The organism is Isoptericola sp. GX10416, assembly GCF_056590155.1.
The window spans coordinates 55429-69858 of the sequence record NZ_JBWPVO010000009.1; the positions used below are offsets into that span (position 1 = coordinate 55429).

Here is a 14430-nt window from a genome sequence, read left to right on the forward strand (position 1 = left end):
CTCGAGGCCGGCATCCTCACCGCGCCGGGCACCGCCGTCGTCGTCGAGTACGAGCCGCAGACGCGGATCGAGGGCGAGATCCAGCAGCTCCCGGCCACGTCCGAGGTGACCGAGCTGTGGCAGATCCTCACCGGCGACGCCCCCGGGCGCACCAGCCCCGACCAGGTGACCGTGTTCGACTCCGTCGGGTTCGCCGTCGAGGACTGGACCGCCCTGCGCTACGTGCACGCGGCCGTGCTCGCCGACCCCGACGCGCGCCGGCTCCTGCGGCAGGTCGACCTCATCGCCGAGCCGACCGACCCCAAGGACCTGTGGTCGCTGATCTCCGCGGAGGTGCTGCAGCCTCTGGTGCGACGGCTCTGACGGCTGTGACGTCGTCCACGACCGGGCGCCTGCACCGCGGGACCGACTTGCCCTACCCCTGCCGCGCACTGCGATCATGGGCCGGCGCGGGGTAGTGACCGCACGGAACACGCCGGGCGGCCGGCAGAGAGCGAGGTCGCGTGAGCGCGTCAGGCAGGGGCCGGGAGCGGGCTCTCGACGACGGTTCGGCCCCGCAGAGCGACCCTGCCGTCGACGACGCCGTCCAGCGCCTGCGCGCCGTGGCCCGGGCCGCCGGGCACCCCGACGGCCCCGGCGCCGCCGGCTCGGCCGACCCGGACGTCGTCCGCACGGCGCTGGCGACCCTGCCGCACGACGACCAGCAGCTCCTGTGGTCCCAGCACGTGCTGGGTCGGGGCATCGAGGTGGTCGCCCGCGAGCTGGGCCTCCATGCGCGGGCGGCGGCACGGCGCCTGCGGTCCGCGGAGGACCGCCTCGGCCGCGCGCTCTCCGCCGCACACGCGCGCACGCCGGGCCGCGAGAGGTGCATGGAGACGCGGGGCGCGCTCCACGACTACGTCACCCACCGGCTCGGCGCCGGGCGTCGGCAGACTCTCGAGGACCACCTGTTCGGCTGTGCCGGATGCATGCGCTCGTTCATCGACGTGCGCCACGCCGCGTGGGCCCTGCGGGACACCGCACCCCTGCTCCTGGGTGGGCTCGCCGCCACGGGCGCCGCCGCGCCGGTCGTGGTCGGCGCGGCCGGAGCCGCCACCACGCACACCGGCTTGCTCGCCGCGCTGGGGCCCGTCGGGACAGCGCTCGCGGCCGGCTGGGAGTGGGTCGTCCGAGGGCTGCGTCAGGTGTTCGGACGCCCCGTCGCGGTGGCCGCCGGTGTCGGGCTGGCCGCGGTCGCCGTCGCCGCGGTGGCGATGGTGAGCGGACTCCCCGGCGGGAGCTCCGAGGCCCCGGCTCCGCCCCCGGTCGCGCAGGCACCCGCCGCGCCGGACGAGCCGGCCGTGGACGAGACACCCGAGCCGTCCGCGACGCCGAGCGAGCCGGACCCCTCGCCGTCGGGCACGCCGGAGCCGACGCCGAGCGAGCCCGGACCGACGCCGTCGGGCACGGTGGAGCCGCAGCCGCAGACCGTCAGGGAACCGGAGCCCACGCTGAGCGCGGAACCCGAGCCGACGCCGTCGGACACCGCACCTCCGCGCGACCCGGAGCCGACGACCAAGCCGCCCGCCACGGAGCCGACGAGCCCGCCGACGACGGCGCCGCCCGAGGACCCGCCCCCGACGTCACCCGAGCCCGAGCAGGTGCCGGAGGAGCGCACCGTCGCGCTGACCGTCGGCGGGATCGGCTGGTTCCGGGTGGTCTCGAGCGATGGTGCGGAGATCGTCGCGGTGGAGACGGCCGAGGGCTACACCAAGGCGGAGTTCGGGTGGGACGACTCCTGGCGCGTGTGGACGGCGAACGCCAGGCGCGGCACCGTCCAGGTGACCGTTCGTGGCGACCCGGGCTCGGCGCCCGGCGCGTCGCTGGCGCTCTGGCAGCGCGGCTGACGGCCTACCTCGGCCGGAGCGCTGCGACCTCGCGTTCGAGGAGGACGAGCACCTCGTAGTGGTCCGTCTGCGGGAACATGTCGAGCAGCACCGCCCGCCGAGGCCGCAGCGACGGCATCTCGGCCAGGTCCCGGGCGAGCGTCGAGGCCCGGCAGCTCGAGTAGAGCACGCGGCCCACGTCCGACGTCTCCAGACGCCGCGCCAGGTCCGCCCCGATCCCGCGCCGCGGCGGGTTGACGACCACCAGCTCCGGGTCCGTGTCGGTGCCGAGCGCGAACCCGGTCGCGTCGCCCGCGGAGAACCGGACCTCGCGCATCGCGTCGCGCCACCACGAGGCGTCCCGACCGCCGACGACGGCGTCCGGCGGCAGCGCGGCCAGCTCGCCCGCCGTCGTGGTCGCCGATGCCACGGCCTCCGCCGAGAGCTCGATGCCGCTCACCGACCGGCCCGGCGCCGCGCAGTGCAGCGCGAAGCCGCCGACCCCGCAGTACAGGTCCCACAGCGACGCCGGGTCCACCTCGTCGACCCACTGCCTGGCCTGCCGGTACAGCGTCGCGGCGACCTCGGTGTTGGTCTGGAAGAAGCTCTGCGGGCGCAGGTGCAGCGTGATGCCGTCGACGCGCATCGGCAGCGTCTCGCGCTCGGTGAGCACGATCTCCTGCTCACCCTCCAGCACCGCGGCGTGCGCCGGCTGGACGTTGACGCTGAGCACGGCCAGCCCTGGCAGCGCGGAGTGCAACCAGGGCAGGTGCTTGCGGATCCGGGCCACCGCCTCGGTGGACCGCAGCACCAGGCGGACCATCAGCTCGCCGTCGGGGGAGAGGGTGACCAGCACGTGCTTGAGCTCGCCGCGGCGGGCGGCGTCGCGCGGGGTGACCTTGCGGCGGCGGGAGGTGCCGCCGTCGGGCGCAGCGCCGTCCGGGCCGGTGGCGGGCGAGAGGTCGTAGGGCTGGAGCCGGGCGCGCGTGACCAGCTCGGCCAGCGGGCCGAACGCCGCCTGCAGCGGCGCCGGGTAGAGGCCGCAGTCCGTGAGGTCGACGCTCCGCCCGGCGTACGGGCCGGGCGGGCCGACGATCCCGAGCACCGGCGCGTCCACCGTGCCCGTGACCACCATCTTGGCCTTGTTCCGGAAGCCGCTCTCGGCGCCGGTGACCGCGGGCAACCAGGTGACGCCGTCGTACGCCGCGAGCAGCTCGCGGACGTGCGCCTCCTTGCCGGCCACCTGCGCCGGGCGGTCGAGCTGGATCAGGGTGCACGAACGGCACCGGCCGGCGTCGTAGTGAGGGCACTGCACCGGTCCATTGTCCCGCCCGTCAGGCGGGGAGCCGCTCGGCGATGGCCCGGACCTTCGTCACGTACGCCTCCTGGTCGATGTCCGGGATGTTCGTCGCGCGCGGCACGAGCCCGACGGCACCGTCGATCTCCTCGCGCACGATGTCGGCGTGCCCGGCGTGCCGGCTCAGGTCGTAGATCACGTGCACGATGATCCGCTCCAGCGTGACGTCCCCGCGCTCGCCCCACCACGGCACGCGTCCCGGTGCATCCAGCGGCAGCTCGGTGATGGTGGCGTCGGCGAACTCGGCGGCGCGGCGGTAGAGGTCGATGATCTGCTCCGCGGACTCGTCGGCCGTCGCGTAGAAGTCCGCGTTGGGGTCCTCCTCGAGCTGGGCGTCCGACGGCACCTCGTGCGGCGTCGGCCAGGGCCGCCCGAAGACCTCGCCGAAGTAGCCGGACTCGATGCTGGCGGCATGCTTGATCAGTCCCAGCAGGTTGGTCCCGGTGGGCGTGCGCGGCATCCGCAGCTCCCGTTCCGAGAGTCCTTCCAGCTTCCACAGGAGCGACTCGCGGACCTCGTGCAGGTAGTGCAGCAGCATCTGCCGGGTGTCGGGGTAGACGTTCATGGACGAGGCTCCTTCGCCAGGTACGGATCGGGATGGTCGGTGCGTCAGACGGTGAGCAGCCCACGGCGGGTGGCCACGGCGACCGCCTCGGCGCGTCCCGAGACCCCGAGCTTGGCCAGGACGTTCGACACGTGGACGCTGACCGTCTTGGTGGAGATGTAGAGCCGCTCGCCGATCTGCCGGTTCGACAGGCCCTGGGCGACGAGGCCGAGCACCTGCTCCTCGCGCTCGGTGAGGGTGGAGGTCTCCCGGCGTGCCCCGGGGACGGCGAGGCGGGCACGCTTCGTCCAGGCGAGCACGGCGTCGGCCAGCGGGCGGGCGCCCATCTCCTGGGCCTCGTGCAGGGCCTCGACGGCTTCGAGCTCGGCGGCGGCGCGGTCCCCGGCGGCCCGCAGCGCCTGCGCCCAGCGGAACCGTGACCGTGCGGTCTCGTACCGGTAGCCGTAGGAGAACTCGCGCACGGTGGCCTCCCAGACGGCCGGGTCCGCGGGCGTCTGGTCGGTGGCGGCGGCGAGCCGGGCGTGCTCAGCCGCGGCGCGGCGCAACCAGGCGCGACCCTCCGGGCCGAGGACGCCGCCGCGCGGGCGGCCTCGCTCGGCCGTCTCGCGGGCGACCGCGAGCAGCTCGTCGCCCTGTGCGCGCAGGGTCGTCATCGGCTCCGTGCCACCACCGGGCCCGCCGGAGCCCTCAGCGGCCTCGGCCAACGCCGCCAAGGCGAGTGCCGAGATCCAGATGCGGCCCAGGAAGTAGGTGCTCCACACGGCGCCGAGGTGCGCGACGACGGTGCCGGCCAGGTCGAGCGCCTCGTCGTACCGGCCCGCGAAGGTGAGGGCGTCGATGCGGCAGCCGCCGGAGATGAGCGCGATGAACCCGTCGGTGTCCCACTCCTTCTGCAGCGCCTGCGTGGTGTCCAGGACACGGTCGTCACCGCGCGCGACCGCGGCGTACAGGCCGGCGCTCTCCAGCACCATCGCCTCCAGCGCCGGGACTCCGTCCCGCGGGGCCGCCTCCGTCAGGTCGCCGCGCACGTAGCGCAACAGCTCGGCGATCATCCGCATCGAGATGCCGGTGGAGCTGCGCGTCGTGGCGGTCTCCTTGGCGCGCGCCAGCCCCTCGCGCAGCAGCTGCTCCGCGACGTCCAGCCGACCCGCGTAGTACCAGGTCGTGGCGAGGTTGTACCGGCAGCGCAGCTCGGCACCGAGGCTGCCCGCCTCGATCGCGCGGTGCATCGCGGACTCGATGAGGCGGGCCGCCGTCTCCGGGTCGCCCACCTCGATCACGGCCAGGGAGGCGAGCGCGTCGGCCTCCGCCTGCGGCGCCGCGGCCCGGTGTGCCACGTCGATCGCCCGTTCCAGGAAGTCGCGCGCCGCGTCGTCGTCGTCGCGGTTCATCTCGATCCGCCCGCGGACGGCGAGCGTCGAGGCGAGCTCCTCCGTCGGGTCGGTCGCCAGCACCTCGAGCGCGAGGTCGGTCTGGCGGGTCGCCTCGCTCATGTCCTCCTCCACGTCGAGGAGGTTGCGGGCCAGGACGTGCCGCAGGCTCGCCTGGCGTGCCGGGTCGCCGTCGAGCGACTCGATCGCGCGGCGGGTGAGCTGGACGGCGCGGGTGGGCTGACCGTTGCGAGCCGCCGCGGCCGCCGCGTCGAGCGCGACGGCGACCCGGTCGACGCCGACGCGGGCGGCGGCGTCGGGCACCGAGTCCCACAGCGAGAGCACCTGCTCGAGGTGCCGGAGCTCCTCGGTCGGAGCGAGCAGGTCCCGCGCCCGGCCGGCCGCGTCGAAGGACGCCGTGAGCGCCGTCGGCAGGTCGTGGCCCTGCTGCGCGTGGTGCGCACGCTCGGCCGCCGACCCCAGCTCGGGCGAGGCCACGAGCGCCGAGAGGTACGCCAGGTGCATGGCGCCGCGCTCGCCGGGCAGCAGGTCGAGGTAGAGCGCCTCCGCGAGCAGGGCGTGGCGGAACGCCAGGTGCGCACCCTCGACGGCGAGCACCTGGTGGGTGACGGCGTCGCGCAGCGCGGCGGCGGCCACGGCAGGGTCCTCCAGCCCGGGTGTCCCGGCGGCCGCGGAACGCAGCAGGTCCTCGCGGACCTGGCGCCCCGCGACCGAGGCGAGGCGGACGAGCTGCTGCACCTCCGGCGCGAAGCTCTGCATCCGGGCGTGCAGCACGTCGGCGAGCGACCAGGGCAGCGTCCCGGTCGCCATGCCCGCGGCGACCAGCTCCTCGGCGAAGAACGCGTTGCCCTCGGACCGGCGCAGCACGTCGGCGAAGTCGCGTTCCGGCAGCGGGCCGTCGTTGAGCGCGGTGGTGAAGTCGCGCAGCTCGCTGGCGGTGAACGGGTTCAGCTCGACGTGGTCCACCCGCTCCGAGCGGTGCAGCTCGGCCAGCAGGGGACGCAGCGGGTGCCGGCGGTCGACGTCGTCGCTGCGGTAGGTGAGCACGAGCAGCAGGTGCTCGGTGCGCAGGCGTGTGATGAGGAAGCGCAGCACGTCACGCGTCGAGGGGTCGGCCCAGTGCAGGTCCTCGATCACCAGCACGAGCGGTGCGCCGGCCCGGCCGACCGCCGCGAACGCGCTCGCGAGCCCGTCGAGCAGCGGCAGGCGTTCCGCGTGCTGGTCGTCCTGGGCGGCACGAGAGCCGGCGGGGTCGAGGAGCCGCGCGAGCGCCGGACGCTCCGCGACCAGCTCGGTGACGCAGGCCGCGACGTCGTCGTCCGTGCTGCCCGTCCCGGCCGGCCGGCGCAGCTGTCCCAGCGCCTCGGTGAACGGCAGGTACGGGATGCCGATCTCGCCGAGGTCGACGCAGTGGGCGACGACGACGCGCCCGCCGGCCTCCTCGGCAGCGCCCGCGAGGTGGGTGACGAGCCGTGTCTTGCCCACGCCCGCGTCGCCGCCCACGACGAGCACGCCCGGTTCGCCGGCGGCCGCGCGGTCGAAGGACCTGCGGAACCCGGCGACCTGGTGCTCGCGAGCGACGAGCGGGATCTGTGACGAGCGGCGCACCTTCGCATCGTCCCACCCGGTACCGACAACGGCCGAGGGAATTCCGGCCGCCGTCGTGCCCGGGGGGTGCCGCGTCGTCGTGCGCGGGATCACGCCGCGCGGCGGGCGTGGTCGGCCGCAGGGTGGAGCGCGGCGAGGCCCGACTCGATCTCGGCGGACCGGCGAGCCATCCGTGCGTCCCAGGCGACCGGGTCGGTGCGGTCCGCCACGGTGTCGATCGTGTCGGCCAGGCGGTCGACGGCGTCACGCGCCCGGACGGCCAGCGCGCGTTCGCGAGCCTGGCGCCGTGCGGCGCGCCGTGCCCGCCAACGGCTCCAGAAGGACGGCGCACCGTAGGACCGGGCGGCGCGCTCGCGTCGGTAGGCCAGCTCCGCCTCGAAGGCGGGTCCCTGCATGCTCATGATGTGTCCCCTCGCCGTGCCACCGGTCGTTCCGGCATGACTCCACGCTCGTGCTGAGGTGGGGGTCTGCGGATCGTCCGGTCACCCAGTTCTTCGGGGCCGGGGGTACCTCAGACGAGGGCCTCATGGCGGCTCACGGGGTCTGAGGTGCCTCAGCGGAGCGAGCTCAGCGGGGTGCGACGACGGCCCAGGCCTCGATCTCGACGAGCTGGTCCGGGTAGCCGAGCACGGTGACGCCGGCGAGCGTGCTCGGCACGGGATGGTCGGCGAACCGCGCGTGCACCACGTCCCAGGCGGTGTGCAGGTCGCCGGGGTCGGTCGTGGCGACGAGCACGCGGCTCCCGAGCACGTCGGTGAGGGTCGCCCCGGCGGCGTCCAGCGCGGTGACGAGGTTGTCGAGGCACTGCGCCGTCTGGGCGGCGATGTCGCCGGGTGCGACGGTGCGGCCGTCGAGGTCGAGAGGGCAGGAACCGGCGAGCTGCACGTGCCGGTGGTCGCCGGTGGTCGTGGCCGCGTAGGCGTAGGGGGCGGTCGGCGCGAGGCCGGGGACGTCGAGGAGGCGCACGGAGGGCATGTCGCGAGGCTAGGGCGGCCGGCGCCCCGTGTCATGAGGATTCGTCGCCCGGTCGGATCGGCAGTTCGTGACCTGATCGGCAGCTTGAACTGCCGATCAGGTCACGGACTGCCGACCAGACGGTGGGGGCAGGCGGTCAGCGCCGGTGCTTGAACACCGTCACCTTCACCGGGGTCTCGACGATCGTGGTGCCGGGCACCTCGTCCGCCACGAGCTCGGTGTGCACCACACCCTTGCCGGGCCGCTTGGCCTTCAGCGTCACGTCGTACGTGAGGCTGCCGCCCGGGGTCGGCTCGGTCGAGGTGACCACCTGGGTGCTGCCGTCCGGCAGCTCCGCGACCATGTCGCCCTCGCCGGCGGCGTTCTCCGCCCCGACCAGGAACGGCATCCCGGGATCGGTGATCGCGTCCGCGTAGTCGAACGTGACGTCCTGCTCACCGTTGGTGCCGATCCACACCTGGAACGACCGGGCGTCCTGGGTGCCCCAGACGTACATGTCCCACTGGACCACCAGCCAGCTGTCGACCCCGTCGGTGAGGCTGCCGATGCGCACACCCTCGGCCGCGGTGCCGTCGCCGGCCTCGCTGTTCAGGTCGGTCCAGAACGGCGCGAGCACCGAGTTGGGACGGGCCGACGACGCGCCGTCCGGCAGGTCGCAGCAGTTGTTGTCCTCGGACGTCCCGCCGCCGGCCACGAGGTAGCCGTTGGAGTCGACGCCGAGCGACGTGTACGTCCGGCCGTTGAACGAGTAGGCTGGCACGTCGTAGTTCGTCAACGTCTCGTCGCCGAAGGACTCCGGCGAGATGCCGAAGTCTTCGAGGTCGAGGAACCCGGAGCCGTCGAGGGCGTCGACGCTCGGCACGCCGAGCTCCGCGGCCGCGAGGTCCCCCGACTCCGAGTGCTTGCCCTTCAGCGCCCGCTCGCCCGTGGTGGTGAGCGACACCGACTGCTCGTTGAAAGACTCGTTGGTCGCCGTCACGGTGCAGTCCACCCGGTCCTTGAAGTGGATCGACTCCTCCTCGCAGGACTGGGTCAGCGCCACGTTGCCCTGGGTGGGCACGAAGGCGACCGGCAGGTGGCCGTGACCGCGCTGGGTGCGGAACGTGATCTCGGCGAACTTCTGCTCGCCGCTGGCCGAGGTGTCGGTGATCGTGATGTCGAACGACACGCTCTTGCCGGGACGGACCGTCGCGATCCGAGGGCTGAACGAGATCTTCGTGCCCCGGGGCGCGTCGGCCTTCGGGCGCACGACCAGGTGGCGGCCCGACGTGTTCTCGAGCGTGCGCGTGGTGGTCAGCCTGCCGGGCAGGGTCGGTGCGTTGATCGACGGGATGTTGAGGTCGACCGCGTGCACCGGGTCCGTGGTCAGCGTGGCGAAGTTCGCCGTGGTGTCGCTGATCGTGAACGGCGGCGTCAGCGACTCGCCGACGTCGACGCGGCCCGCGCCCATGTCGAACGGGTCGGCCGGGGTGGTCAGGTCTTCCTTCACGACGTCGGTGGTCGACTGGGTCATGATGGCCGACTTGATCTGCCCCGGCGTCCAGTCGGGGTTCGCCGCGCGGAGCAGCAGGCCCACGCCGGCGATGTGCGGGGAGGACATCGAGGTGCCGTTGATCGCCTGGTAGTACTGGCCGGACGGACCGCTCTCGGGGGCCGCCGGCGTCGGCGTCATAGCTGCGAGGACCTGCACGCCGGGCGCGGTGATGTCCGGCTTGATGACCGGGCCCGCCGGGCCACGGGAGGAGAACGCCGCGATGACGTCACCCTGACCCTCGGACGGCGCGCCGTCGGTGAACGTGCCCGTCACCCCCGAGCGCTCCTCGAACCACGCCATCATCTCGGTGCCGTCCGCGAGGTGCACGGCCGGCAGGTAGTGGTTGTCGGTGGCCACGTCGGCGAGCGTCGGGTTGTAGAGGATCATGCCCTCGGCGTCGCCCTGCATCACGTGGTAGCCCTTGAGGACGCGGGCGTTCTCGCCGCGCTCGCAGAGCACGATCATGCCCTCGAAGGTGCCCTCGGGTGCCGGCTCGAGGCACATCGGGTCGGAGTAGGGCGGCTCGGAGGCGTGCACGACCGGCAGCGGCTCCTCCACGCCCTCGACGATGGAGGCGCCGTCGGCGGTGAACGTCGAGCCGTCGTCGGCCGTCAGCGTGAGCGTCGAGCTGAACTCGCGCGTCTGCGTCGAGGCGGCGACCGTGGTCACCCACGGGCTCACGTGGTTCGCCGTCGCGGCGCCCGGACCGGAGTTGCCGGCCGACGCCGCGACGAAGACCCCGGCGTCGTAGGCGTTGAGGAACGCGATCTCGACCGGGTCGGAGACGGTGCTGCCGCCCGAGATCGAGTAGTTGATCGCGTCGACGTCGTCGACGATCGCCTGCTCCACGGCGGCGACCAGGTCGGAGGTGTAGCCGCCGCCCGGGCCGAGCGCCTTGTACTCGATGATCTTCGCGCCGGGTGCGACGCCCTGGATCTTCTCGAGCTCCGGGCCGATGGTCTGGACGTCCTCGACTACGTTGCCCGCCGACGTGCCCGAGGTGTGGGAGCCGTGTCCCTCCGCGTCCCGTGCGGTGCCCTCGTACAGGTACTCACCCGGGTTCAGCAGGTCGTACATCGCGGTGAAGGAGTAGCCGCCGATGAGCTTGTCGTTGCACTCGAACGGGTCGTCCTCGGGCGTCAGCGGGTTGTCGCCGTAGTTGCAGGCGACCGCCGGGCCGTCGTACGCGCTGAGGTTGCCGTCGTCGGCGAACGAGGGGTGCTCCGGCCAGAGTCCGGTGTCGATGTTGCCGAGCACGAGCCCGTCGCCGGCCTCGGACTCGGTACCCAGCTCCTCGTAGGCCGCGGGGGCGTCGATGAAGTCGGTGCTCGAGTCGGTCAGCGGCTTCTCGAGCGTGTTCTCCTGCACGGCGACCACGCCGGGCACCTCGAGCAGCGCCGGGATCTCGTCGCCGGGGACGAGCGCGGCGACGCCGCCGTAGACGACGTCGAAGCTGGTCACGACCTCGGTGCCGGGGACGGCGTCCTGGACGTCCGCGGTGATCGAACGCTCCTGCTTCTCGACGTACCCCCGGTAGCGCTTCTCGGCGGGGGCGTTCTTCGTCAGGGGCTCGCCGGTGACGGCGGGGCTGGTCGCGTCGTACTCCGGCACGGAGCCGTCGTAGGAGGCCACGGCGTCGTAGTCGTACTTGACCATGACGGGGACCTTCTTGCTCGAGCTGAGCGAGAGCAGCTTCTTCGGCGTCTCGACGAGCGCGCTCGTGGGCGCCTTGGGGCCGTCCTCCCGCGACGTCGCGGTCGGTTGCGCCTCGGTGAGGCTGAGGTCGTCCGGGTCCTCCGGCGCGGCGCCGGCCCCCGTGGCGGTGAGAGAGGTGATGACCAGCGCGGCGCCGGAGGTGATGGCGGCGAGCCGGAGTCTGGACTGGTGTTTCCGCAAGCGCATGTGAGCGCACCCTTCGTCTCGGTCCGTAACGAGACTTCCGGCCCGTGGCCACTGCGTCGTGGCTCCCGTCGCCGGAGGTCCCTCGCAAGATAGTCCTTCTGTGATGCAGGCAACATTCGAGCGTGTGTCGGGCGTGTGTCGGGGCACAGCGAAGGCGGGCAGAAATCGGGGCAAAAGCCTCAGGATGCACGGGCAACCGAAATCGCGGACGATGGGGCGCATGTTCTGGTGGGGGGTCGTCCTGATGGTGCTTGGCGCCGTGCTGGCCGGCAGGGCGATCTGGACGGCGCGGCGCGGCGCGACGGGGGCGCACGGACTGCTGATCGCCGCCGGGATCGGCCTGGCGTTCTGGGGGCTGGTGCTCGGCGTGGTCGCCGTCGTCCGGGGATGACGGGTCGGGCGGCGACGGCAGAGGGTAGGCATGCCTAACTTTGACTGCTACCGTGCTGACATCCTGACGTTCTGTCAGGTCGTCACGACCTTCCGGAGGCCGCCATGCCCACCCTCGCTCCCGAGGCTCCCCTCTCCGTGCTGCTGCGCGAGGGGACGCGCGCCGAGCACCAGGAGGCCGAGTCCGAGGGGTTCGTCTCGCGGCTGATGTCCGGAGACCTCGACGTGGCGGCCTACGCCGACCTCGCGGCGCAGCAGCTCTCGGTGTACACCGCGCTGGAGGAGGCGAGCGCCGTCGTCCGGCACGACGCCCGCGGCGCCTCCCTCGTCTTCGACGAGCTGACCCGCGTCCCGGCCATCGAGCGCGACCTCGCCCACCTGTACGGGCCGGGCTGGCGCTCGGAGATCCGCGTCCTGCCGGCCACGCGGGCGTACGTGGCACGTCTGCACGACGTCGGCTCCCGACTCGCCGAGTACGCCGCGCACGCCTACACGCGCTACCTGGGAGACCTCTCGGGCGGGCAGATCGTCCAGCGCATGATGCAGCGTCACTACGGCATGGGTGCGGCCGGCCTGGAGTTCTACGACTTCCCCGAGATCCCGAAGGCCAAGCGGTTCAAGGACCTCTACCGCGAGCGCCTCGACGGGCTGGACCTGGACGACGCGGAGACCGCCACCGCCGTGGCCGAGGCGCAGGAGGCGTTCCGCCTCAACCGGGCCGTGTTCGCCGAGCTGGGCGAGTCGCACCCCGGTCCTGCCTGACCGTCCGCCGTCGGTAGGGTGCGCACATGGTCGCCCGCTACGCCGCCGCCGTGCTCGTCTGCGGTTCCGCCATCCTGCTCTTCGCCGTGCACGCGCGTCCGCTCGGCTACGTGCCGCTGGTGGCGGGCGTCGTCCTCGGTCTGCTGGTGGACCGCGCGCTGGGCAAGCACCTCGCGCTGATCGCGGCGGGCATGGGGATCGTCTCGGCGATCCCCCTCGCGGCGGACCTGTCGGACGCCGGGATGGTCCGGTTCACCGTCGCGCTCTCCCTGGCGGTGCTCGTGCCGTGGGCGCTCTCGCGGTTCGTCCTGGCCGACGACGACGGCGCGGGCGCGGTGCGCTTCCCGGTCGCCACGGGCCGGCGCTGGTCGCGCGGGCAGTGGATCTATCTCGCGGCCGTGGTCGTCATCGGCTACCTGGTGCTGCCGCCGTACTTCCTCGGGTCCGGGGCGTACCGGAACTGGCCGTCCCTGGAGGGTGACACGGACATCGCCCGGCTGTTCGTGGGAGTGAACGCCGTCGGGCTGTGGGACGAGCTGTTCTTCATCTGCGTCGTGTTCACGCTGCTGTGCCGGCACTTTCCCGTGCAGGCCGCCAACGTGCTGCAGGCGATGGTGTTCGTCTCGTTCCTGTGGGAGCTCGGCTACCGCGAGTGGGGGCCGCTGCTGACCATCCCGTTCGCGCTGGTGCAGGGGTGGATCTTCGCCCGGTACAAGTCGTTGTCCTACGTGGTGGCGGTGCACCTGCTGTTCGACGCCGTCGTGTTCGCGGTGCTGGTGCACGGGCATCATCCCGAGCTGCTCGACATCTTCGTCACGGCCCCACGACCCTGACAGCGCGACCCTGACAGCGCGACCCTGACGCAGCGCTCGCGGGATCGAGGGGTGGTCGCGTCAGCTCACGTCGCCACGCCAGTCCTCCTTCGTGTCGGTCCACCCACCGTCACCCGGGACGTCGAGTTCTCGCACGCCGACGCAGGAGCCAGGACTCGGCCACCGGCACCGAGACGGCCATCAGGGTGAGCACCGCACCGGCGTACATGGCCGGGCCGGGCGCCGCCACCCCGGGGACGACGACGTCGATCACCAGCGCTGCGACGATCTGTCCGGCGATCATCCCGAGCGCCAGCAGCAGCACGCCGATCCGGTGCACCACGGCGGCCTGGATCGCGATGAACGTGATCCCGAGCAGCCCGCCGGAGTAGAGCACCAGGTCGAGCGGCCACTGCGTGGGCAGCGTCCCCGTGGGTGGCCCGACGGCGAGGGTCGAGACGCCGAACGCCAGCAGCAGCGCCGTCGTGCCCACCACGAAGTTGCCGAAGGTGGCCGCTGCCACCCCGGTGAACGGGTCGCGGGGGGCTTCCGCGACGGCCCGCACCCGGCCGTTGACCGCCTGCTGCCACGACTGGAACGCGCCGGCGAAGAACGGGATCACGGCCAGCCCGACGGACGGCACGGTCCCCACGGACCCGGACACGGCGATCGCCACGGCCGTGACGGTCAGGACCGGTCCCAGCGCCCGCCCGAGCGTGATGAGCCGCACCCCGCCGGGCGCGAGACCGAACCGGTCGACGAAGAGCGAGCTGGTCGACTGCCCGGCCACCACCGCCACCATGAACAGGGCGACCCCGAGCGTGGCGGCGGTCAGCCCCTGGGCCGCCACGTAGAACCCACCGGCGGTCCCGCCCAGCACCTCCCACCAGCGCAGCCGTCCCGAACGCAGCGCGCCGACGACGCGCGCGACGGCGGCGCGAGCGCCCGGCCAGCAGGCCAGGGCCACGAGGAGCAGCACCAGGCCGGACCCGAACGAGACGACCGCCGCGCCGAGACCGCTGCCGACGTGCTCGGCCAGCGAGCCGTTGATGCGGGTCTGGCCCGCGGCGCCGAACCCGCCCGCGACGGCGGCGCCGACGCCGAGCACCGTCCCGGCCGGGCTGCCCGGAGAACCGCCTGGGCTGCCGGTCGAGCCGGCCGAGGAGCTGTCCGAAGAGTCGCCCGGCGGCGAGGCGGGGGCTGGCGCGGTCACCACGGGAGTCTACGGTCGGCGCGGTCTCCACGGCTCGGCCGTCGCACGGTGCGACC

Annotated in this window: 11 protein-coding genes and 1 pseudogene; 5 read left to right on the forward strand and 7 right to left on the reverse strand. The window is 73.4% G+C overall.

Annotated features, from left to right (window positions below; genetic code table 11):
• Positions 1 to 363: pseudogene (locus ACWAT2_RS13540) on the forward strand (hypothetical protein); the annotation flags it as partial.
• A 140-nt stretch (positions 364 to 503) separates the two neighbouring features.
• Positions 504 to 1886, forward strand: coding sequence for a zf-HC2 domain-containing protein (locus ACWAT2_RS13545; RefSeq protein WP_402376624.1), 1383 nt, complete (start codon positions 504 to 506; stop codon positions 1884 to 1886).
• 4 nt (positions 1887 to 1890) lie between these two features.
• Here ACWAT2_RS13545 and rlmC read toward each other — a convergent pair whose 3' ends face one another.
• The 6 genes from rlmC to ACWAT2_RS13575 form a co-directional block, all read right to left on the reverse strand.
• A complete protein-coding gene (rlmC, locus tag ACWAT2_RS13550; RefSeq protein WP_402376621.1) occupies positions 1891 to 3180 on the reverse strand; it encodes a 23S rRNA (uracil(747)-C(5))-methyltransferase RlmC in 1290 nt (429 codons plus the stop codon).
• Between the two features lie 19 nt (positions 3181 to 3199).
• The gene (locus tag ACWAT2_RS13555) at positions 3200 to 3787 is read right to left on the reverse strand and encodes a DinB family protein (RefSeq protein WP_402376618.1); all 588 of its coding nucleotides are present in this window, start codon (positions 3785 to 3787) and stop codon (positions 3200 to 3202) included.
• A gap of 44 nt (positions 3788 to 3831) precedes the next feature.
• Positions 3832 to 6786 (reverse strand): ATP-binding protein, encoded by a 2955-nt coding sequence (locus ACWAT2_RS13560; RefSeq protein ID WP_402376616.1) that lies wholly within the window; start codon positions 6784 to 6786, stop codon positions 3832 to 3834.
• Between the two features lie 89 nt (positions 6787 to 6875).
• Positions 6876 to 7187 (reverse strand): hypothetical protein, encoded by a 312-nt coding sequence (locus tag ACWAT2_RS13565; RefSeq protein WP_402376613.1) that lies wholly within the window; start codon positions 7185 to 7187, stop codon positions 6876 to 6878.
• Between the two features lie 166 nt (positions 7188 to 7353).
• Positions 7354 to 7761 carry a RidA family protein gene (locus ACWAT2_RS13570; protein ID WP_402376611.1) on the reverse strand — a complete coding sequence of 136 codons (408 nt, stop codon included), beginning with the start codon at positions 7759 to 7761 and terminating at the stop codon, positions 7354 to 7356.
• A 136-nt stretch (positions 7762 to 7897) separates the two neighbouring features.
• Positions 7898 to 11197: a S8 family serine peptidase gene (locus ACWAT2_RS13575; protein WP_402376608.1), complete on the reverse strand. Its 3300-nt coding sequence runs from the start codon at positions 11195 to 11197 to the stop codon at positions 7898 to 7900.
• Between the two features lie 220 nt (positions 11198 to 11417).
• On the opposite strand from ACWAT2_RS13575, the gene ACWAT2_RS13580 reads away from it, so the two are divergent.
• The 3 genes from ACWAT2_RS13580 to ACWAT2_RS13590 all read left to right on the forward strand — a co-directional run bounded on the left by ACWAT2_RS13580 (position 11418) and on the right by ACWAT2_RS13590 (position 13182).
• On the forward strand, positions 11418 to 11588 hold the full coding sequence (locus tag ACWAT2_RS13580) for a hypothetical protein (protein WP_402376606.1): 171 nt from the start codon (positions 11418 to 11420) through the stop codon (positions 11586 to 11588).
• A gap of 104 nt (positions 11589 to 11692) precedes the next feature.
• Positions 11693 to 12349 (forward strand): biliverdin-producing heme oxygenase, encoded by a 657-nt coding sequence (locus ACWAT2_RS13585; RefSeq protein WP_402376603.1) that lies wholly within the window; start codon positions 11693 to 11695, stop codon positions 12347 to 12349.
• A gap of 26 nt (positions 12350 to 12375) precedes the next feature.
• Positions 12376 to 13182 carry a CPBP family glutamic-type intramembrane protease gene (locus ACWAT2_RS13590; RefSeq protein ID WP_402376600.1) on the forward strand — a complete coding sequence of 269 codons (807 nt, stop codon included), beginning with the start codon at positions 12376 to 12378 and terminating at the stop codon, positions 13180 to 13182.
• Positions 13183 to 13291: 109 nt separating this feature from the next.
• Here ACWAT2_RS13590 and ACWAT2_RS13595 read toward each other — a convergent pair whose 3' ends face one another.
• Positions 13292 to 14374, reverse strand: a complete 1083-nt coding sequence (locus ACWAT2_RS13595; RefSeq protein WP_402376598.1) for a DMT family transporter — start codon at positions 14372 to 14374, stop codon at positions 13292 to 13294.
• Positions 14375 to 14430: the final 56 nt, after the last annotated feature.